24 protein-coding genes and 1 tRNA gene are annotated in these 19,637 nt (G+C 69.7%); 15 read left to right on the top strand and 10 right to left on the bottom strand.

Features of this window, described 5'->3' with window-relative positions; genetic code table 11:
* Positions 1-2: 2 nt before the first annotated feature.
* Positions 3-785 (top strand): hypothetical protein, encoded by a 783-nt coding sequence (locus tag AC21LY_RS02850; protein ID WP_489044719.1) that lies wholly within the window; start codon positions 3-5, stop codon positions 783-785.
* Here AC21LY_RS02850 and AC21LY_RS02845 read toward each other — a convergent pair whose 3' ends face one another.
* Entirely contained in the window at positions 786-2,435 is a 1,650-nt protein-coding gene (locus AC21LY_RS02845; RefSeq protein WP_489044717.1) for an acyl-CoA dehydrogenase family protein, read from the bottom strand.
* A gap of 429 nt (positions 2,436-2,864) precedes the next feature.
* Between AC21LY_RS02845 and AC21LY_RS02840 the strand changes: the two genes are divergently transcribed.
* A complete protein-coding gene (locus tag AC21LY_RS02840) occupies positions 2,865-3,584 on the top strand; it encodes a PaaX family transcriptional regulator C-terminal domain-containing protein (protein WP_489044716.1) in 720 nt (239 codons plus the stop codon).
* Here the strand turns inward: AC21LY_RS02840 and AC21LY_RS02835 are convergent, their stop codons facing one another.
* The 3 genes from AC21LY_RS02835 to AC21LY_RS02825 form a co-directional block, all read right to left on the bottom strand.
* A complete protein-coding gene (locus AC21LY_RS02835; RefSeq protein ID WP_489044714.1) occupies positions 3,585-3,815 on the bottom strand; it encodes a hypothetical protein in 231 nt (76 codons plus the stop codon).
* 107 nt (positions 3,816-3,922) lie between these two features.
* Positions 3,923-4,714: a crotonase/enoyl-CoA hydratase family protein gene (locus AC21LY_RS02830; RefSeq protein WP_489044713.1), complete on the bottom strand. Its 792-nt coding sequence runs from the start codon at positions 4,712-4,714 to the stop codon at positions 3,923-3,925.
* Complete coding sequence (locus tag AC21LY_RS02825) at positions 4,711-5,502, bottom strand: acyl-CoA thioesterase domain-containing protein (RefSeq protein WP_489044712.1); 792 nt, start codon at positions 5,500-5,502, stop codon at positions 4,711-4,713. The genes AC21LY_RS02830 and AC21LY_RS02825 overlap by 4 nt, the downstream gene beginning before the upstream one ends.
* Positions 5,503-5,579: 77 nt before the next feature.
* Here AC21LY_RS02825 and AC21LY_RS02820 point away from each other — a divergent pair, with 77 nt between their 5' ends.
* The 3 genes from AC21LY_RS02820 to AC21LY_RS02810 all read left to right on the top strand — a co-directional run bounded on the left by AC21LY_RS02820 (position 5,580) and on the right by AC21LY_RS02810 (position 7,200).
* Positions 5,580-6,155 carry a metallophosphoesterase gene (locus AC21LY_RS02820; protein ID WP_489044710.1) on the top strand — a complete coding sequence of 192 codons (576 nt, stop codon included), beginning with the start codon at positions 5,580-5,582 and terminating at the stop codon, positions 6,153-6,155.
* Between the two features lie 3 nt (positions 6,156-6,158).
* Complete coding sequence (locus tag AC21LY_RS02815) at positions 6,159-6,767, top strand: class I SAM-dependent methyltransferase (RefSeq protein ID WP_489044709.1); 609 nt, start codon at positions 6,159-6,161, stop codon at positions 6,765-6,767.
* 112 nt (positions 6,768-6,879) lie between these two features.
* Complete coding sequence (locus AC21LY_RS02810) at positions 6,880-7,200, top strand: hypothetical protein (protein ID WP_489044708.1); 321 nt, start codon at positions 6,880-6,882, stop codon at positions 7,198-7,200.
* Positions 7,201-7,213: 13 nt separating this feature from the next.
* Here the strand turns inward: AC21LY_RS02810 and AC21LY_RS02805 are convergent, their stop codons facing one another.
* Positions 7,214-7,888 carry a PAS and ANTAR domain-containing protein gene (locus tag AC21LY_RS02805; protein ID WP_489044707.1) on the bottom strand — a complete coding sequence of 225 codons (675 nt, stop codon included), beginning with the start codon at positions 7,886-7,888 and terminating at the stop codon, positions 7,214-7,216.
* 172 nt (positions 7,889-8,060) lie between these two features.
* Here AC21LY_RS02805 and AC21LY_RS02800 point away from each other — a divergent pair, with 172 nt between their 5' ends.
* Positions 8,061-8,273 carry a hypothetical protein gene (locus AC21LY_RS02800; RefSeq protein WP_489044706.1) on the top strand — a complete coding sequence of 71 codons (213 nt, stop codon included), beginning with the start codon at positions 8,061-8,063 and terminating at the stop codon, positions 8,271-8,273.
* A gap of 78 nt (positions 8,274-8,351) precedes the next feature.
* Here the strand turns inward: AC21LY_RS02800 and AC21LY_RS02795 are convergent, their stop codons facing one another.
* Complete coding sequence (locus AC21LY_RS02795) at positions 8,352-9,098, bottom strand: TetR/AcrR family transcriptional regulator (protein ID WP_489044704.1); 747 nt, start codon at positions 9,096-9,098, stop codon at positions 8,352-8,354.
* A 222-nt stretch (positions 9,099-9,320) separates the two neighbouring features.
* Here AC21LY_RS02795 and AC21LY_RS02790 point away from each other — a divergent pair, with 222 nt between their 5' ends.
* The 7 genes from AC21LY_RS02790 to AC21LY_RS02760 all read left to right on the top strand — a co-directional run bounded on the left by AC21LY_RS02790 (position 9,321) and on the right by AC21LY_RS02760 (position 16,626).
* Complete coding sequence (locus AC21LY_RS02790) at positions 9,321-10,550, top strand: oxygenase MpaB family protein (protein WP_489044703.1); 1,230 nt, start codon at positions 9,321-9,323, stop codon at positions 10,548-10,550.
* 33 nt (positions 10,551-10,583) lie between these two features.
* Positions 10,584-12,275 (top strand): aldehyde dehydrogenase family protein, encoded by a 1,692-nt coding sequence (locus AC21LY_RS02785; RefSeq protein ID WP_489044701.1) that lies wholly within the window; start codon positions 10,584-10,586, stop codon positions 12,273-12,275.
* A 37-nt stretch (positions 12,276-12,312) separates the two neighbouring features.
* Complete coding sequence (locus AC21LY_RS02780) at positions 12,313-13,887, top strand: AMP-binding protein (RefSeq protein WP_489044699.1); 1,575 nt, start codon at positions 12,313-12,315, stop codon at positions 13,885-13,887.
* Positions 13,888-13,931: 44 nt separating this feature from the next.
* Complete coding sequence (locus AC21LY_RS02775; RefSeq protein ID WP_489044697.1) at positions 13,932-14,693, top strand: SDR family NAD(P)-dependent oxidoreductase; 762 nt, start codon at positions 13,932-13,934, stop codon at positions 14,691-14,693.
* A gap of 64 nt (positions 14,694-14,757) precedes the next feature.
* Positions 14,758-15,561 (top strand): crotonase/enoyl-CoA hydratase family protein, encoded by an 804-nt coding sequence (locus AC21LY_RS02770; protein WP_489044696.1) that lies wholly within the window; start codon positions 14,758-14,760, stop codon positions 15,559-15,561.
* Positions 15,562-15,616: 55 nt separating this feature from the next.
* Positions 15,617-16,108, top strand: a complete 492-nt coding sequence (locus AC21LY_RS02765; RefSeq protein WP_489044695.1) for a tautomerase family protein — start codon at positions 15,617-15,619, stop codon at positions 16,106-16,108.
* Positions 16,109-16,206: 98 nt separating this feature from the next.
* Positions 16,207-16,626 carry a nuclear transport factor 2 family protein gene (locus AC21LY_RS02760; RefSeq protein WP_489044693.1) on the top strand — a complete coding sequence of 140 codons (420 nt, stop codon included), beginning with the start codon at positions 16,207-16,209 and terminating at the stop codon, positions 16,624-16,626.
* 133 nt (positions 16,627-16,759) lie between these two features.
* On the opposite strand, the gene AC21LY_RS02755 is transcribed toward AC21LY_RS02760, so the two are convergent.
* Together AC21LY_RS02755 and AC21LY_RS02750 are read right to left on the bottom strand one after the other, a co-directional pair.
* Positions 16,760-16,833: transfer RNA gene (locus AC21LY_RS02755), tRNA-Pro, on the bottom strand.
* 58 nt (positions 16,834-16,891) lie between these two features.
* Positions 16,892-17,842, bottom strand: a complete 951-nt coding sequence (locus AC21LY_RS02750; protein WP_489044691.1) for a metallophosphoesterase — start codon at positions 17,840-17,842, stop codon at positions 16,892-16,894.
* 53 nt (positions 17,843-17,895) lie between these two features.
* Between AC21LY_RS02750 and AC21LY_RS02745 the strand changes: the two genes are divergently transcribed.
* Positions 17,896-18,360, top strand: a complete 465-nt coding sequence (locus AC21LY_RS02745; protein WP_489044689.1) for a GatB/YqeY domain-containing protein — start codon at positions 17,896-17,898, stop codon at positions 18,358-18,360.
* Between the two features lie 2 nt (positions 18,361-18,362).
* Positions 18,363-18,875, top strand: a complete 513-nt coding sequence (locus AC21LY_RS02740; RefSeq protein WP_489044688.1) for a hypothetical protein — start codon at positions 18,363-18,365, stop codon at positions 18,873-18,875.
* A gap of 1 nt (position 18,876) precedes the next feature.
* Here AC21LY_RS02740 and AC21LY_RS02735 read toward each other — a convergent pair whose 3' ends face one another.
* The gene (locus AC21LY_RS02735) at positions 18,877-19,233 is read right to left on the bottom strand and encodes a fluoride efflux transporter FluC (protein WP_489044687.1); all 357 of its coding nucleotides are present in this window, start codon (positions 19,231-19,233) and stop codon (positions 18,877-18,879) included.
* On the bottom strand, positions 19,230-19,601 hold the full coding sequence (locus AC21LY_RS02730) for a fluoride efflux transporter FluC (protein WP_489045411.1): 372 nt from the start codon (positions 19,599-19,601) through the stop codon (positions 19,230-19,232). Before AC21LY_RS02730 ends, AC21LY_RS02735 begins: the two co-directional genes overlap by 4 nt.
* Between the last annotated feature and the right edge of the window lie 36 nt (positions 19,602-19,637).

Genomic DNA, 19,637 nt, shown 5'->3' with positions numbered 1-19,637 from the left:
CGGTGCGCGTCGCGCGGGCCGTCGCCGCCCTCCTGATCGCGGGGTCGACGGCGACCGCGTGCGACCGTTCGGCGCCGCCGGCCGGAACGTCGGGCGCCTCTCCCGGGTCCGTCGAGGTCTCGCCGGGCCCGCCCGGCTCCCCGTCCGCCGCACCGACGGTGACGGTGCCCGCCCGCGGCTCGTACGTCGCGGGCGAACAGCGGCGCACCGGCACGCAGGGGCCGGTGACCTTCGACGTCGGCCTGCCGACGGTGACCGGCGGATCGCCCGCCGTCGCGGACCGGTTCAACGCCTCCATGCGGGCCTCGTTGGCACCGCAACTGACCCTGCCCGAGGGAACCTCGGGAACGATGACGGTGCGCGACGGCCGGCTCGCGGACGGCCGTGGCTCCGCGGTCACCCGTCTCGGGCCCGGCGTCGTCGCAGGTCTGCTCCTGACGAGCACCTACATCGAGCGGGGCGCGCACCCCACCACGGTGATCGGCACCGTCGTCATCGCGACCGCGACCGCGCGCCCGGTCCTGCTGACCGATGTCTTCGTCGATCCGGCGACTGGGACGGCGCGGCTCGCCACTCTGGTGAAACAGCGCGCGCAGGCCGCCGGCACGTCCGTCTTCGTCACCGATCCCCCGCGCGACCTGGCGAACTGGCTCCCCGCGACCGACGGACTGACCGTCTTCGCGGGCGTCTCGCACGCCGAGGGCGACTACCGTGCCTTCACCGTGCCGTGGGCGGAGCTGAAAGACGTGATCGCACCGGCCATGTGGCCGGTGCTCACCGCCTGATCAGCCGATCTTCGGGGTGACCCGGTCGAGGATGGCGGCGGTGTCGACGCCCTGCGGGAGGGTACCGAAGACGTCGCCGCGGTCGCCGGCGAGCCGGGACCGGACGTAGGCGTCCGCGACGGCGGGGTGGCCGTACCGCACCAGGAGCGAACCCTGTAGGGCCGCAGCCATATCGCCGACGAGCCGGCGGGCACCGAACTGCATCGCGGTCTGATCGGCCGGATCGAGCGCACCGAACGAGCCCTTGAGCCTCGCGACCGCCTCGTCGTAGACGGCGTCGGTGCCGGCGGCGGCGTCGAGCTCGGCGAAGAAGGCCGCGACGGACTGCGGTTCGCGGGCCATCGCGCGCAGGACGTCGAGCGCGGCCACGTTGCCGGAGCCCTCCCAGACCGAGAGCAGCGGCGCCTCGCGGTAGAGCCGCGGCAGGCGCGAGTCCTCGATGTAGCCGTTGCCGCCCAAGCACTCCAGCGCCTCGGCGGCGTGGATCGGGCCGCGCTTGCAGACGTGGTACTTGGTGACGGCCAGGGCGATCCGGCGCAGCGCGGAGGCGTCCTCGTCGCCCGCGACGGAGCGGTCGGTCAGGCTCGCGAGCCACAGGCCCGCGGTCGTGGCGCCCTCGGCCTCGACGGCCAGGTCGGCGAGGACGTTGCGCATGAGCGGCTGGTCGATGAGGTTCGCGCCGAAGGCCTTCCGGTGCGCGGCGTGGTGCGCGGCCTGCGCGAGGCCGGCGCGCATGCCGGTGGCGGTGCCGAGCACGCAGTCGAGGCGGGTCATGTTGACCATCTCGACGATGGTGCGGACCCCGCGGCCCTCCTCCCCCACGAGCCAACCGACGGTCTCGTCGTACTCGACCTCGCTGCTGGCGTTGGAGTGGTTGCCCAGCTTGTCCTTCAGCCGCTGCAAGGCGAAGACGTTGCGCGTGCCGTCGGGCAGCACACGCGGGATGAAGAAGCAGGAGACGCCCGATTCTGTCTGCGCCAGGGTGAGGAACAGGTCGGACATCGGCGCGGAGGTGAACCACTTGTGTCCCGTGATCCGGTACGTCCCATCGGATTGCGGGACCGCGCGGGTGGTGTTGGCACGGACGTCCGAGCCGCCCTGCTTCTCGGTCATGGACATGCCGGCGATCAGGCCGCGCTTGCCCAGCGGGGCGCGCAGGCCGAAGTCGTACTCCTTCGCGGTGAGCAGCGGCTCGTACTGCGCGGCGAGCTCGGCGTTCGCCCGCAGCGCGGGGACCACCGCGTAGGTCATGGAGATCGGGCAGCCGTGCCCGGCGTCGACGTGGCCCCAGACGCTGAACTTGGCGGCGCGCACCAGGTGCGCGTTCGGGTCGGTCTCCGCCCACGGTGCGGCGTGCAGTCCGTGCTCGACGGAGACCTTCATGAGCCGGTGGTAGGCCGGGTCGTAGACCACCTCGTCGATACGGTTGCCGTACCGGTCGTGGGTCTTGAGCACGGGCGGATGCGCCTCGGCGAGGTCGCCCCATTCGAGGGCCTCGGCGGTGCCGGCGAGCGCGCCCAGCGCGTGGATCGCCTCCCGCTGCGCCGCGTCCACGTGGGCGCGCCGCAGCGCGTCGTCGATCATCGGGGTCTCGGCGGTGTTGAAACCCAGCAGCGGCGGTACCTGGTTGGTCACTTCATGGGTCGGCACGCCAGCTCCTTCGTTCGACGGTGCGCGGCCCGCTCGGGCCGTCACCTCAGTGTTGCATATCCCCGACAGTCGCACCAGAAGTGCAATGAAATCAGATTCCGTCGCTCTGCAGGCAGCGCGGGGCCGGCGCCGCGTGGGGGTGGCCGAGGGCGTGCGGCACGCCATGCGGGAATTGGCGTTCAGCAAGGGAGAGCTGGCGTCCGGCAGGGGAATCGGCGTGGCGTGGGGGTCGGCTGAACCCACACCCCACGACCGGCGTCTGGTAAGGGACGAAACGCCAGAACCGCCTTTCGGCGTCGCGCGGGGGACGGCCGGGCGCGTGGCGGGGACCGTGCGACGCGAGCGCCCGCCGCCTGTCACCCGCCGCCCACGGCACGGCACCGTCGTCCCGACGGGGCCGGCACGTGCTGCGGTGTAGCGTCGACGCCGATGTCCACCCCGCTCACCACCACGGTCTCGGCGCGATCGGCCGTGCTCAGCCTGCTGCTCGGCGCGCACCCGCCCGAGCTGGAGGGGCGCGAGATCGTGGCGGCGATGCGGCTGTTCGGGGTATCGGAATCCACGACGCGCGCGGCGATGTCGCGCATGGTGGCGTCCGGAGACCTGCGGCGCGACGGTGGCCGCTACGCGCTCTCGGAACGGCTGGCCCGCCGTCAGGCCCGCACGGACTCTCCCGCGCTGCTGCCCTGGAACGGCACGTGGGAGACGCTCGTCGTCACCACCAGCGGCCGGAGCGCCGGCGATCGCGCAGAGCTGCGCACGGAGATGACCCGGTTGCGGCTCGCGGAGCTCCGAGAGGGCGTGTGGATGCGGCCCGCGAACCTGGACCGCACGCTGCCCGCGACGGTGCGTCAGGTGACCACGGGCTTCACCGCGCGGCCGGACGACGACCCCGTCGACCTCGCGCGGACGCTGTGGGACCTGCCGGAGTGGTCGCGTCGCGGGCACGCGCTCCTCGGCGCCGTTGCGGATGCGGGCGAGGACGGACAGGCGCGGTTCCTGACGATGGTCTCCGTGGTCCGGCACCTCTACCAGGATCCGCTGCTCCCGCCGGAACTGCGGCCCGAGGATTGGCCGGCGGACGCTCTCACCACCGCCTACGCGGACTTCCGCGCCTGGCTCGCGGCGATGCGCATCGGCCGCGGCTGATCAGGCGAGCGAGTCGACCATCCCGGCGATCCGCGCCTGCAGGCGGCGCAGTTGCCGACCCTGGTCATCGAGCCGGCGGGCGATGGAGTTGACCGCATCGGACGAGCCCGTTTCGTGGAGGCTGCGGGCGTCGATCTGGAGGTCGTCGCCGGTGCGGCCGATGGACGCGGCGATGAGGAGGAGCTGAGCCGTGAGATCGTCGAGTTCGCTGCGGACGCCGGCGAGTCCCATGGTGTTCCCTTCTGCCTGCCCCCGGGCGGGGCGTTCACCTGCACCCTAAGGGGTTGATGTGACCCGTGTGACGAATTGCGGATGACCGTTGCGTGTCCGTTACCCGACTATTCGCCGTCCTCGGACGCCGGTGCTCCGTCGTGGAAGGAGCCGTGCCGTCCCGCTCCGCCGGAGAACCGAGTGGCGCCGTCGACCGCACCGTCGGCCAGCGAGCGCACCCCGTAGCGGTACTCGATCCCGAGCGCCTCGGGCTCCGGAGCCGACTCGGCCTCCAGCATGGACAGCCGGTCGTTGCGCAGGCAGGTCTGCGGGAAGCCGGCCAGCTGCCGGCCCAGCTCGATCGCGGACTCCAGCGCGGTACCGGGTTCGACGGTGCGGTTGACCAACCCGATCCGCTCGGCCTCCGCCGCGTCGACGGGGCGCCCCGTCAGGATGAGATCCATCGCGCGGCTCGCACCGATGAGCCGGGGCAGGCGCACGGTACCGCCGTCGATCAGCGGAACGCCCCAGCGCCGGCAGAAGACGCCGAGGATCGCGTCCGTGGCGGCGACCCGCAGGTCCGCCCAGATCGCGAGTTCGAGGCCGCCGGCCACGGCGTGACCCTCGATCGCCGCGATGACCGGCTTGCTCAGCCGCATCCGCGAGACGCCCATCGGCGCGTCCCCGTCGGGTTCCACCCGGTTCGGTGTGCCCGCGGCCACGGCCTTGAGATCGGCTCCGGCGCAGAAGGTCCCGCCGCGACCGTGCAGCACGGCGACCGCCGCGCCGGGATCGGCGTCGAAGGCGCGGAAGGCGTCCGCGAGGGCCTCCGCGGTCGCCCGATCGACGGCATTGCGCACGCCGGGCCGGTCGATCTCGATGACGGTGACCGGCCCCCGCCGGCTGACGACGACGGTCATGACGACGTGGGCCCGTGTACCGCGGAACCGGTGGCGATGCCGGTGACGGTGCAGACGCCGAACCGTCCCGCGCGGTCGAACATGCTGGCCGAAGCGATACTGATGCCGTCGACGATGACGAACTGGTCGGCCTCCAAACCGATCTCGTCGCCGTGCGGCGCGCGGGCGATGGCCATGGAGACATCGCCGTTGATGGTCTCGACACCGCCCGTACCCATGCCGGTGACCAGGTTGGTGCAATCGGAGACCATCGCGGCGCGGGCGAAGGGCGTGGTCTCCTCGCCGTCCAGGACGCGCCAGCCCCGGGTCCAGACCCGCTTGCGTTCCGCGGTCGCCCACCGTTCCGGCGTCGCCGCCGGGACGTATTCCCCGGCGCCGCATGCCATCGCGAGACGCGGCGCACCCGGCGGCGGTGGCGCGGGGACGTGCGGATCGGACCAGACGGCACCGTCGGGCTGCGCGGACCGGTGGTAGAAGGTCACCGCCGCCCGGACGACGGTCCTGTCGCTCTGGATGATCTCGGCCTCGGCGACGCGGATGCGTCGGCCCGAGCGGACCAGCCTGGTGCGGACGTCGAGATGGCCGGAGCGGACCATGCGGAACATGTCGCAGTGCCACCGCGTGCCGACGAGGCCCTCGCCGAACTCGGTGTCGATGACCTGCGCGAGCAGGCCCGCGATGGCCGGACCCGACAGCGTGCCGGGCGCCCAGCGCCCCTCGGCGGCGGGCAGCGAATCGAACCCGCCGCCGCTGCGGGCGAACTGCGCGGGTACCTCCAGGGTGGTCATTCCTATCGGTTTACCAGGCGCTCCGCGGACGGTGATATTCGCCTGCGTCCGAGCGGCGTGGATGCGATCGTTGCACGGTGGACTTCTTCACCTCCGACCTGCACCTGCAGCACCCGAAGCTGGCCGAGCTGCGCGGCTTCCGGAGCGTCGCCGAGCACGACGCCGCGGTGCTGACACAGCTGCACCGGCTGGACCCGGACGCCGACGTGCTGTGGGTACTCGGCGACATCTGTTCGGGCGGGGTGGCGAGTATGGAATCGGCGCTGGCTCAGCTCGGCACGCTGCGGGTTCCGATGCATCTGGTGACCGGGAACCACGATCCGGTGAACCCGATGCGGCGCGGCGCGCAGCGCTTCTTCCCCGCGTACGCGGAGGTCTTCCGATCGGTGCAGCAGCACGCCCGCACCAAGGTCGGCGAGCACGGTGTGCTGCTGAGCCACTACCCGTACGCGGGCGTGCCGGACCGCTTCGAGCGCGGCGAACTCACCCAGTTCCAGCTGCCCGACCTCGGGATGTGGCTGGTCCACGGGCACACCCACTCCACGCAGCGCCGCTCGGGGAAGCGGTCGATCTGCGTCTCGCTGGAAGCCTGGGACCTCGCGCCCGTGCCGGCGGATCGGCTCCTCGCGGAGATGGCGCTGGGGTATTCCTAGAACATGAGCGAGACCTTCTTCGTGCGGATGTGGCCACGGCTGGTGCGCAACGAGCCGCCGATGCTGACCGGGCTGCGCCGGCGCAACCTGGACGGACTGTCGGGCCGGGTGCTCGAGGTGGGCGCCGGCACCGGGACCAACTTCGCCCTGTACCCGCCCGAGGTGACCGCCGTGGTGGCACTGGAACCGGAGGCAGCCCTGCGGGCGGAGGCCGCGCCGGTGGCGGATGCGCGGATCGAGCTGCGATCGGAGCGCCTGGACGAGTACACCGCGACCGAGCCCTTCGACGCCGTCGTCTTCAGCCTGGTCCTGTGCTCGCTCCCCGACCCGGAGGGCGCGATCCGCCAGGTGCGCGGCCTCCTCCGGCCCGACGGCGAGCTCCGCTTCCTCGAGCACGTCGCCGCGCGGGGCGGGATGCTGGAGGGCCTGCAGAAGGCCGCGGACGCCACCGTCTGGCCGCGGCTGTTCGGGAACTGCCACGCGCACCGCGACGCCGTCGGGCTGATCAGCGGCGCGGGCTTACGCGTGACGGCGCTCGAGGAGCGGATGCTGGCGCCGGCGTGGGTTCCCTTCCCCACCTCGCCCATCGCGCTGGGCCGCGCACGCGCCTGAGTACGTAGCCCGATGTTTGAACCGGGGCCGTTGCGGGCACTCCCGGCTCGCGGAGACGCCGCGCGACGCGGCCCGTCACCGCATCGAAACCTGTTGCCGGGAGGGGTCCGTGGTGTCCGTGTTGCACGAACTGACGGTGGTGCTGGACGTGGACGTTCCCGTCCCCACCGAGGACGGTGCGGTGGTGGTCGGCCGAGTCGAGGTCGCCAGCCGGTGCACCGCCTCCGGGCACGCGATCACCTGCTGCCGCGCCGTCGGGGAGCAGGCCTGGCATCGGATCGACGGTGCCGAGGCGGACCTGGACGATCCCGCACAACTGCCCTTCCACCACGCCACCGTGATCTCCCGCTCCGTGTCCCGGGGCGGGCGTAGGCGCTACTCGGCCCCGCAGCCGGAACACTCTCGCGCGGAGGGTTCTTCGATGGTGCGGTGATCCCGCGCGAACGTCAGCGCGCCTCGTCCTTCTGCCGGATGCGGGTGTGCGCCGTGAGCAGCAGGTGGTCGAACGCCGACCGCGTGCGGGGCGTCACCATGTCGGCCCCCTCCCCGGCCACGTCGGCGATGATCTGTTCCGCCAGAACTCGGACCTTCACATTGCACTCCTGCGATCGCCACCGGAGGAGGTCGAAGGCGCGGTCCGCGGGCAGCCCGTAGACGAACATGATCATGCCCTTGGCGCAGTCGATCACCTCGCGCGAGGCGGTCAGCCGCGGCACGAACTGATCGAGTGAACTGCGCACCTCCGATTGGACGGTCCCGGTGAAGTCGACGTACACCCCGTACGAGCCCACGACCTCGCCGTTCTCGACGATCCGGTCCGCCACCACGACGACGGTGCGGACCACACCCGCGGTGTCGACGATCCGATGGCGGCTGGAGAAGGGCGCGCGTGTCGCGATCGCGTTCTCGATGGTCTGCGCCACCGCGCTCTGATCGTCGGGGTGCTTGTGGGAGAGCACGATCGAGGTCGTCGGCTGCACGGTGCCGGGCTGGTAACCGTGCATCAGCGCTACCTCGTCGGACCACTCCCACCGCTCGTCGTGGAAGTAGAACCGGAAGGTCCCGATCGCCGGTGTGGCGCCGTTCGGGTCGACCCAGGTGACATCCAGGCCAGGGGGCATTGCCTTCTCCTCGTACGTCGAAGTGATGCCCCCGTGGCGTGGGCAGGCGTACCGCCGAGGCGGTATGCAGCCCACGGTAGCCATCCCGCTGAACCATCCGCAAATGCACGTCGGTGCACCCGCTTCGGTCGGCCCCGCCCCACCCTGGCCGGGCGGCGATAGGGTTCCGGGCATGACCGAGGATTTCGAGGCCGTCCGCCGACGGCGCGTTCGCATAGCCGGCATCGTCCTGCTGGTCGTGGTACCGATCGGACTCTTCCTCGCCATGCTGTCCTTCGGCATGACGTGGATCTCCGCGGCGAGCATCTCGGCGATGGCGTTGGCGATCGTCTTCGGCCGCTGGCGTCTCAAGGAAGGGACGTGGCCCTGGCAACCGCCACGGTGACCCGCGCGGTGGGCCGACACCGCGACCTCTGCGTCCTTCACGATCCAGTACGCGGAGGCGCGTCTGATCCCGATCGCCTCAGCTGCCATCGCTACCGGCTCGCCGACCCGAACCAGGCGTACCAGCCGCGCGGCTTTCGCCTCGGTCAGGGCTCTGGGGCGGCCGATCGACGGTCGTACCGCGGGTGAGTACCTCAAGGGCTTGTAGGCCAGCCCTACTGACGTCCTCACTGGTGAGCGGCCTGGGATTTCCCTCCAGGGATAGCGCAGCCAGTCCTACCCACGCGCCGAAGAGGAAGTGCGACATCAGGCGCGCGTCATGAGGCAGCACCTCGCCCGCGTCGATCGCGTCCTGGATCAGCTGCTCGAACGCGAGCCGTGAGCCTTCGAGCTGCTCATCGATACGCAAGTCGGACGCCGACACGATCGCGTCGGTACGCAACTGCCTACCGGTGAGGTAGCGGGTCAGCGCCGGGTGATCGATCAGGAGCTTGAGGTATGCGCGCCCTGTTGCGATGATGCGCTCGACGGCGGGACCGTCACCGCTGGTGACACTGGCGACCTCGGCGGTCGCTACCTCGAGGAGATGCTCGGTCGTTGCCGCGACCAGGCCGTCCTTGCTGCCGAAATGCACATACACCGTTGCCGGCGATATCCCCGCACGCGTGGCGACGTCCTCGATTCGGACGGAATCCGGCGCAGTGTGGCCGAGGAACTCCTCGGCGGCAGCGATGATCGCCGCGCGAGTCTTCGCCCGGCGCCGCTCGCCACGTGCCGCCGGCCCCGCCTGCCCACCAGTCGAGGTAGCCGACTTATCGATCGTCATCGTCGCAGATCGTAATGCAGGTGCGCGTTGCGCCCCACGTCTGCGCCGACGCCCGGCCGTCGGGGCGGGTGGGCGACGTATCGGATGCGTCATACCTCCATAGTAAATCAGAGTCTGACTCTAGACTAGAGTTCGACTCTGATTTAGAGTGAGACTCACGTTACAGATACGAGCTGTTGCACCTGTCCTGGTCACGCGACATCTCACAAGTCAAGGAGAGACATGACTGCAGCCCTCAACCCTCATTCGCCCGCGGTGCGTGGTCCGCTCGCTGAGCGTGTCGCCGCTTTGAACGAGCTCGCCCGCATTCCCGGTGCGGAGGTCTACCTCGCTCCCGATGAGGTCGACTACGAGGCGTGGAATCACGTCGGTGACCCGCTCGCCGAGGATCTGATCGAGCTGATGCGCACGAAGAAGATGATGGGCGGTGACCTCTACGACAACGCGAGGAACCTCGAGGCGGAAGGCGCGACGGAGGCGATCGCCTTCTTCCGGGACGTCGAGACCCTGCCCTCCTGGTTCGACGTCGATGCACTGCGCGCCGGCGCCAGCATGGGGCGACGGAACCCGCTCGGAATGAACATCGGCATGCACTCCGCTCTGCCGTTCACCTACATCGACCCGGCGACCGCCGAGGTCATGGGCTCGACCGGGCGCCTGGCCGGCGGCACCGGCGACTACCGCCGGCGGATGATGGAGACGGCGAACGCCTTCGTCGGCGCGCTCGATGTCGACGGCATGCTCCCCGGCGGCGAACGGTGGATCGTCTGGGTTCGGATCCGGCTCCTGCACACGATGATCCGACTCGGCATTCACCGCAGCGGCCGATGGCCGCTCTCCGACAAAGGCACGCCGATCAGTCAGCTCGCCACCGCGGCGTGCACCTACATCTTCGGGCAGCACCGCGTGAACATCATCGAGTTCGCCGGCGGCGTCGTCAGCCAGGAGGAACGTGACGGCTTCGCGCTGATGTGGCGCTGGGTATCGCGCATCCAAGGCGCCAACAACCAGCTGCTGGGCCGAACCCACGCCGAGGAGTTCGAACTCCAGTCCCGCGAGCACCAGAGCTTCTACCAGCCCAGCGCCAAGGGCGCGGAGCTGACCGAGTACGTGATCGCCGGTGCCACCGACATGGGCCACTTCCATGGTTCGCGAGCGATCAACCAGGCACTGTCCCGCCAGCTCCTAGCGCCCCGGATGACCGCCACCCTTCCGGACGGCGACCTGCGCGAATGCCTCGGTGTCGCACCGCTTCCCTTGGCGGAGGCCGTCGTCCGCACCGCATCGGTGCTGTTGCGGATCCCGAATCAGCTCACCCGGCTCAAGGTCGTCCGGGACTACTTCGACAGGAACGGCCAGAGGGTGCTCGATCAGGCCGTCGAACGGGGCCTCAAAGGCGTCAAGCCGGAGTATCGCGGCACGCCTGTCGACGGCCGCCCCACCGACCAGTAGCCCCTCCACCACCTCCCAGAAGGACCTTCCCTCATGACCACAACCAACCGTGCCACCGCCACCGAAGCCGACGTGGACACCGCTGTGGACGACCTCACCCGCGGAGCGCGGCGATGGGCCGTCATGGGCACCGCCGAGCGGATCACACTCCTCGAGCGGACGCACCGGGCCGTGGCCGGCGCCGCCGACGACTGGGCGGCCGCCGCCATCACCGCGAAGAACATCCCCGCCGGGCCACTCGAAGGCGAGGAGTGGATGTCGGGCCCGTACGCCACCCTCACCGGCATCGCTGCGGTCACCGACAGCCTGAAGAGGATCGCGGTCGGCAAGTCACCGGCATCGGGCCTGAAGACCCGTCCCGCGCCTGGGGACCGCACCGCGTTCGCGATGCTTCCTACCGATCTGTTCGAGTTCAACCTGTTCAACGGGTTCACCGCCGAGGTGTGGCTCGAGCCCGGTGTCACCGCGGACGAAGCCCGCCGAACGGCTGGGCTGGGCGCTCTGCGCCTCGGCGAGAACGGCGGAGTCGGCCTCGTTCTCGGCGCCGGCAACGTCTCAGCCATCGGACCGCTCGACGTCCTCTACGAGCTCATCGCCCACAACCGGGTGAGCATCCTCAAGCTCAACCCGACGTTCGAGGGCCTCACCACGGCCTACGAGGCCGCATTCAAGCCTCTGATCGACGCGGACCTGCTCCGGATCGTCAACGGAGGGCCGGACGTCGGCCGCTACCTCACCCGACATCCGGGCATCGACCACATTCATATCACCGGCAGCAGCGTCACCCACGACGCGATCGTGTGGGGCCCGGAGTCGGACAAGAGCGGCGAGCCGACTCTCGATAAGCCCATCACCAGCGAACTGGGCGGGGTCTCGCCGATCATCGTCGTTCCCGGTGAGTGGGACGACGAGGACCTGCGGTATCAGGCCGAACACATTGCGACCCAGCGGTTCCACAACTGCGGCCACAACTGCATCGGCGGCCAGGTACTCATCGTCTCCGAGGCGTGGCCGCAGAAGGATGCCCTCCTCGCCGAGATCCGTCGCGTCGTAGCCGGACTGCCCGAGCGGACCTCGTGGTACCCGGGCACCGAGGCGAAGACCGCCGCGGCCCACGCCTCCTATCCCGATGCGGAGGACGTCAACGGCCGCACCCTCGTGCGGCTGGACGCGAACACCTCGCAGGACGCACTGACCACCGAGTACTTCGGCCCGGTCCTGGCACACATCGAGCTCCCCGGCACCGGCCTCGACTTCCTTCGCGCCGCCATCACGTTCTCCAACGACGAACTCGACGGCACTCTGGGAGCGAGCATGATCATCGCCCCGGCCGACCGCAGGGCCATGGGATCCGCCTTCGAGGACGCCGTCGCCGACCTGCGCTACGGCACGATCGGCATCAACGTGTGGAGCGCCGTCGGGTTCCTCATGCCCGCCCTCTCGTGGGGCGCGTACACCGGCAACACCCTCCGCGAGGTCGGTTCCGGCATCGGCATCGTGCACAACGCGCATCTGCTGGACAAGGTCGAGCGCAGCATCGTCAACGGGCCCTTCCGCCCGTTCCCGCGATCGATCGCCGGCGGCGAGATCGCCCTGTCGCCGAAGCCGGCGTGGTTCGTCACCGCCCGCTCGGCCAAGGGCGTCGCCGAGCGGCTCACCCGATTCGCCGCACACCCGAGCTGGACCGCGCTACCCGGCATCTTCAACCAGGCGTTCCGGGCCTGACCCGTCTGAGACAGAGAAGAGAGCAGACGACAACCACATGATCTACAGCAGCACCTATCCGCCGGTCGAGATCCCACGCGGAGACGTCTACACCGAGGTCCTCGGATCCCTCGCCGCCGACGACCTGGACCGCACAGCCGTCACCGACGGTGCCGTCGACCTCACCTACCGCGAACTCCGACGACAGGCCGATGCCTTCGCAGGAGCACTCGCAGCACACGGTATCGCGCCCGGCGACGTCATCGCGTTGCAGGTGCCCAACTCGCCTGAGTTCGCCGTCGCCTACTACGGGATTCTCCGCGCCGGCGCGACGGTCACCACGCTCAACACCCTCTACTCGGCCGCCGAGGTCGCCAAGCAGCTCAAGGACTCGAAAGCGAAGGTGTACATCACGACGTCGTCGCTGCTGCCGACCGCCGACGACGCTGCTCGACAGGCCGATATCCCAGCCGGGGAGGTCATCGTCATCGACCACTCGGACCACCGGGTGTCGCTGGCCACCCTGATCGAGCGCGATCATCCGGCACCCGAGGTCGCCATCGACCCGCCCACGGCACTTGCGGCCCTGCCCTATTCATCAGGCACCACTGGCCTGGCGAAAGGCGTCATGCTCACCCACCGCAATCTCGTCGCCAACATCGCCCAGAGCAGCGTCCCCATCGATGTCGGCCGCGACGACCGGGTCATGGCCGTTCTCCCGTTCTTCCACATCTACGGGATGAACACCATCATGAACCTGACCCTGTACCGCCGCGGCACGCTGGTGACGATGCCGAAGATGGAACTACCCGCGCTCCTCGACCTCGTGCAGAGCCGGCGCGTGACCTATCTGTACATCGCCCCGCCCATCGCGGTCGCCCTCGCCAAGCACCCGATCGTCCACGACTACGACCTGACGTCGATCCGCCGGATCCTCACCGGCGCCGCACCCATGGACGAGGCGCTCGGGACGGCGCTGCTGCAGCGCATCCCGGCAGAACTCATGCAGGGCTTCGGAATGACCGAACTGAGCCCCCTCTCGCACACCACCCCGATCGGCGACGACAGCATCTCGATCGGATCGATCGGACTCGCGGTGCCCAACATCGAGTTCCGCGTCGTCGACGTCGACACCGGCGACGACGTCCCGCCTGCACCCGGCGGCCGGACCCGCCCCGGCGAGATGCTCGTCCGCGGCCCGAACATCATGCTCGGCTACCTCGGCAACGATGCGGCCACCTCCGACACGATCACCCCGGACGGGTGGCTGCGTACGGGCGACATCGTCGAGGTCGGGCCCCAGCACGAGGTGTACGTCGTCGACCGCCTCAAGGAACTCATCAAGTACAAGGGCTACCAAGTACCACCGGCGGAACTCGAAGCGCTGCTGCTCACACATCCCGCGGTCGCCGACGTCGCGGTCGTGGCCCACCCGGACGAGGAAGCGGGCGAGATCCCGCGGGCGTTCGTCGTGCTGCAACAGGGCGCGAGTGCGAAGAGCGAGGAGATCATCGACTGGGTCCGCTCCCGCATCGCACCGCACAAGCGCATTCGCATGGTCGATTTCATCTCGACGATCCCGAAGTCCGCGGCCGGGAAGATCCTCCGCAAAGACCTCAAAGCACCGTCCTGACCGCAGCGGAATCTCAACTCACTTCCAACTATTAGGAGATCACCATGGGAGTACTCGACATGTTCAAACTCGACGGCAAAGTCGCTGTCGTCACCGGTGCCTCGTCGGGACTGGGGGTGGCGTTCGCCGTCGCGCTCGCCGAAGCCGGCGCCGACGTCGTGCTCGCCGCCCGCCGCGAGGACAAGCTCGCCGAGACCAAGGCGAAGGTCGAGGCGCTGGGACGCAGGGCCATCGCGGTCCGCGCCGACGTCGCCGATCCTGAAGACGCAGACCGCGTGGTCGTGGAGGCCATGGCGGCCTTCGGGAAGGTCGACATTCTCGTCAACAACGCCGGAATCGGCACGGCAGTACCGGCGACGAAGGAGACTCCCGAGCAGTTCCGCCAGGTCATCGACGTGAACCTCAACGGCGCGTACTGGTTCGCCCAGGCCTGCGGCCGCGTCATGAAGCCCGGCTCGACGATCATCAACATCTCCAGCGTCATCGGGCTGACGACCGCCGGACTTCCGCAGGCCGCGTACGCCTCGAGCAAGGCCGCCCTCATCGGCCTCACCCGCGATCTCGCTGCGCAGTGGACCGGCCGCAAAGGCATCCGCGTCACCGCCGTGGCCCCCGGCTTCTTCACCTCGGAGATGACCGACCAGTACCCGGCCGACTACGTCGAGAAGACTCTCGGCCGCGTCCTCAGCGGACGGTTCGGACGTCCCGAGGAGCTCGCCGCGACGGTGGTCTTCCTCGCCTCGGACGCGGCCGGATACATCACGGGCCCCACCCTCCCCGTCGACGGCGGCGTCACCATCACCTAACCCCGTGGCTGACCACACCGCGGCGCATCAGCGCGCTCCAAGCCCCCTCCTGGAAGGAATCCTCATGCCGGACACCACGACCCCGATCGAACCCACGGTCACCGTCGAGCAACGCGGACACGTTCTGCTGATCGGGCTCAACCGCCCCGACAAGCTCAACGCGTTCAACCTGCAGATGATCGACGAACTCGCCCAGGCGTATCACCGCCTCGAGAACGACCCCGAGATCCGCTGCGGCGTTCTCTTCGCGCACGGCAAGAACTTCACCGGCGGCCTCGACCTCCAAGAGGTCGGGCCGCAGATCGAGCAGGGCGGCGTCGACTACGACCGCCCCGGGCGCCTCGACCCATGGCGGCGGTCCAACGTCTGGACGACGCCGCTCGTGATGGCAGTCCACGGATGGGTCATGACCCTCGGAATCGAACTCGCGCTCGCCGCCGACATCCGGATCGCCTCGTCCGATGCCACGTTCACTCAGATGGAGATCAACCGTGGCATCTACGCATTCGGCGGGGCCACAGTTCGACTCCCACGCGATGCCGGCTGGGGCAACGCGATGCGCTGGCTACTGACCGGCGAGCCCTACGACGCCGCCGAAGCGCTGCGCATCGGGCTCGTCCAGGAAGTCGTCGAACCCGGCCACCAGCTCGACCGAGCACTCGAGCTCGCCGAACACATCGCGGAGAAGAGTGCCCCGCTCGGCGTGAAGACCACCCTCGAATCCGCACACCGCGCCCGCAACGAGGGCGAACAGGCAGCGTTCGCACGACTCGACAACGACATGACGGCCCTCCTCCACACCGAAGACGGCCGCGAAGGCATGCAGTCCTTCATCGAACGACGCGCCGCACGCTTCACCGGCAAATAGACGACACCGTGACCCACACCAGAGCCAACAACGACGAAGGGAACCAAGCATGCCCATGATCGACCTCAACCTGCCCGCCGACGCACTGACGCCGGAGCGTGAGCGGCAGCTCGTCGACGAACTGACCACGATCCTCGTCAAAGCCGAAGGCGCAGACCCCGCCAACCCGGTAGTCCGGCAGATCGCGTGGGTGGTCGTCAACCACACACCGATCTACGCGGGCGGAACCCTTCCTGCGAAGCCCCACTACCGCGTCATCGCCTCCGTCCCCGAAGGCCAAGTGAACACTCTCGATCGCCGCCAAGCGCTCGTCGCCGACGTCACCGCCGCCGTCGTCAACGCCGAGGACTCCGGCGATCCCGACGCACACCACCGCGTCTGGGTGTTCCCCCTCGAAATCCCTGAAGGCCACTGGGGAGCCGGCGGCACGATCATGGGCCTCGCCGACATCATCAACACCGTCATCGGCAACAAGGAAAAGGCGGCCGAAGTCGCAGAACGCCGCATCGCGGTCAGTCGAGCCGAGCACGGTCGGGGTACCGACTAGACACCGGCGACATCGTCTCGCTGGGGGACGCAGGCCCTGCCTCTCCAGCGAGATCACCTCTCGCAGCTACCCGCTCACTATCCCCAAGGAAGGTGCCCGTGACCACCATCGAACGACTACGCGCCGCCGTGCTGGCCCGCGACCTGGAGCAACTGGACTCACTCTTCGCCGACGACGCAAGGTTCTACAGCCCGATGAAGTTCTCCCCGCTCGTCGGCCGAGAAGCACTCGGCACAGTCTTCCGCATTCTCCTCACCAGCGTGTTCGACGACTTCCGCTACATCGGGGATCTCGCCGGCACCTGCGAGACGGGCTCGGGCGACAACCTGACCGCCCACACCCTCGTATTCCGCGCGACCGTGGGCGACCGACAGGTGCACGGCATCGACCTCGTTCACCTGAACGAATCAGGCCTGATCGAGGAGTTCACCGTCATGCTGCGCCCTCGCAACGGGATCGACGCACTCGCTGAGCGCATGCAAGCGGGCCTCGTCCACGCAGGCGTTCTCGAGGCCTGAGCGCTCGCACCGAACAGCTGCGTACCCCTTGCGTACCGGGCTTCCGCGGCAGTCCCGCAAGCCCGAACACGAGTAAGGCCCCTGGCCAGTGTTTCCACTGATCAGGGGCCCTGCTGTCGTCTCAACCAACGAGTCGGGGTGGCGGGATTCGAACCCACGACCTCTTCGTCCCGAACGAAGCGCGCTACCAAGCTGCGCCACACCCCGTGACTGTAACAACCTGCAATAGGTTACTACAGCCACCGTCGGGCAGGAAATCGGCAGGTCAGGCCTGCACTGCCTCCGGCGCGACGACGGGTCCGAACTCGACCTCGCGGTCGCGCACGGGCGCACCGACGAGGGTGAGCAGCGAGGCCTCGGGCCGGCAGAAGGTGCGGAAGGGCGCCCACGGCGAGGTGCCCAGACCGGCGCTGACGTGCAGCTTCATGTGCGCGCCCCACGCGGATGCGCCCTTCACGCGCGACCGGTCCAGCCCGCAGTTGGTGATCAGTGCGCCGTACACCGGCAGACAGAGCTGCCCGCCGTGCGTGTGACCGGCGAGGGCGAGGTCGTAACCGTCGGCGGCGAACCTGTCGAGCACCCGCGGCTCCGGGGAGTGCGTGAGCGCGAGCCGCAGGTTGACGGCCTCGTCGGCGCGCCCCGCGATGGTCTCGTACCGGTCCCGCCCGATGTGCGGATCGTCGACGCCCGCCACCTGGATCGTGACGCCCCCGGCCTCGAGCCGACGCCGCTGGTGCGTGGCGTCCAGCCAGCCGCGCTCGGCGAACGCGGCGCGCAGGTCCTGCCAGGGCAGGGGCTCGCCGTGCTTGCGCTCGTGGTTCTTGTCGAAGTACTTCGCCGGGTTCTTCGGCGTGGGGCCGAAGTAGTCGTTGGAGCCGAAGACGAACAGGCCGGGCCGGCTGAGCAGCGGATCGAGCGTCTGCACCACCGACGGCACGGCCCGCGGGTGCGACAGGTTGTCCCCCGTGTTCACCACCAGGTCCGGCTCCAGGGCCGCCAGCTCGCGCACCCAGCCCTGCTTGAGCCGCTGGCCCGGCGTCATGTGCAGGTCCGAGATGTGCAGGATCCGCAGGGTCGGCGTGCCGGGCGGGAGAATGGGCAGCGTCTGCTCGCGCAGGGTGAAGGCGTTGCGCTCGAAAACGGTCGCGTAGGCGATGGACGCGACACCCGCGCCCGCCAGGCCGGCTCCGGCACGGAGAAGAGGATGAACTGCCATTACCCCAGGATACTCAGCTGCCGCACCCTCGCACACCGCGTAACTTGGACGGCATGTCAGAAGTGAAGGCCGCTATCCGCGACGATCTCAAGACCGCGATGAAGGCCAAGGACCAGCTGGTCACGGGCACGCTCCGTATGCTGCTCTCGGCGATCCAGAACGAGGAGACCGCCGGCACCGCGCACGCCCTGACCGACGAGGAGTTCCTCAAGGTGGTGGCGCGCGAGGTCAAGAAGCGCGGAGAGGCCGCCGAGATCTTCGAGGCCAACGGCCGCGACGAGCTGGCCGCCAAGGAGCGGGCCGAGGCCGAGGTCATGTCCCGCTACCTGCCCAAGCAGCTCACCGACGACGAGCTGAACGACCTCGTCGACGCCGCGGTCGCCGAGGTGACCGCCGAGCTCGGGGAGGCGCCGACGGTGCGCCAGATGGGCCAGGTGATGAAGGTCGCGAACGCGAAGGCGGCCGGCGCCGCCGACGGCAAGCGACTCTCGTCCGCCGTCAAGGCCCGGCTGGCCTGACGGTGGCGTCCGGCTCCCGACCGCGCCGCCCCGGCGCGATGTGGCTGTGGGTCCTCGTCTCGCTCGCGGCGGGCGCGGGGGCCATCGCCCTGTACGTGACCGCGATCATCCAGTGCTCGGCGCTGCTCGGCACCACGGGCTACCCCGGGAACTTCCCTGCGTCGCCGCTCGGGGTGCGCACGATCACGATCCTGGTCATCGCGATCGCCGGTCTCGTGACCGTCGCGGCGATGGCCTTCACCGGCTTCTTCGCCCTGTTCGGGCAGCGCTGGGCGACCGTACTGTACGGCCTCGCTGTCTTCGTGGGCTTCCTGCTGGCCGCGGCGTCGGTGCTGCTCGGAAACCCGCGGGACTACACCGATCCGGTGAGCCGCTTCGGCTACGACCACAACGGCGCACCGCTGGCGGGGCTGCCGATGTGGGGCGCCCTGATCGTGATGTTCCTGATGCTGTTCTCGCTGGCCCTCAGCCGCCCGGTGTACCGGTACGCGGTGCAGCGCAGCGGCGGCGCATGACTCAGAGCGCCCCGAGGGCGTAACCACCCCAGACCGCGATGACGCTCGCGGCCAGCGTCGCCAGGCCGTACACCACGCCGTCCCGGTACCGCCGGTCCCGGAGCAGGGTCAGGGTCTCGACGGTGGCGGTGCTGAAGGTCGTGTAGCCGCCGCAGACACCGGTGCCGAGCACGGCCAGCACGGTCCCGCCGAGCCCTCCCCCGGCGACGGTCCCCGCCAACAGGCCCAGCACGAACGAGCCGGAGACGTTGATCAGTGCCGTCGCCCAGAACGTCAGGCGGGCGCGCAGCGCACCGTCGACCAGGTACCGCAGGACGGCCCCGAGACCGCCCCCGAGGGCCACGAGGAGGGTGGTCATGGCATCGATCCGGCCCGCTCGTGCGGTTCCCGGCGCTCCGGGCGCACGAGCGCCGCGCCGGCGAGCGCGAAGACCAGGCCGAGGAGCACCGTCGACGCCGCGTACAGGGCGCCGATGGCCGGGGCCGCCTCGTGGATGTCGAGCGCGAACGCGCTGTAGGTGGTCAGGCCCCCGCAGAAGCCGGTGCCCAGGAGCAGCCGGACCAGCCTGTGCCGCTCGTCGTCCGGCCGCTGCGCGAGAGCGGCGGCGATCGCGCCGAGGAGGAACGCACCGAGCATGTTCACCGCGAAGGTGGCCCACGGGAACGGGCCGTGGGGCAGCCAGTGCCCGACCTCGGCCCGGACGAAGGTGCCGGCCGCGCCGCCCAGGAAGACCAGTCCCAGGGCGGCGGGCCGCAGCAGGAT

Source organism: Tsukamurella sp. II2bb (assembly GCF_057815145.1).
Note: the sequence above shows the minus strand (reverse complement) of the source record. Positions and strands in the feature narration are given on the sequence as shown.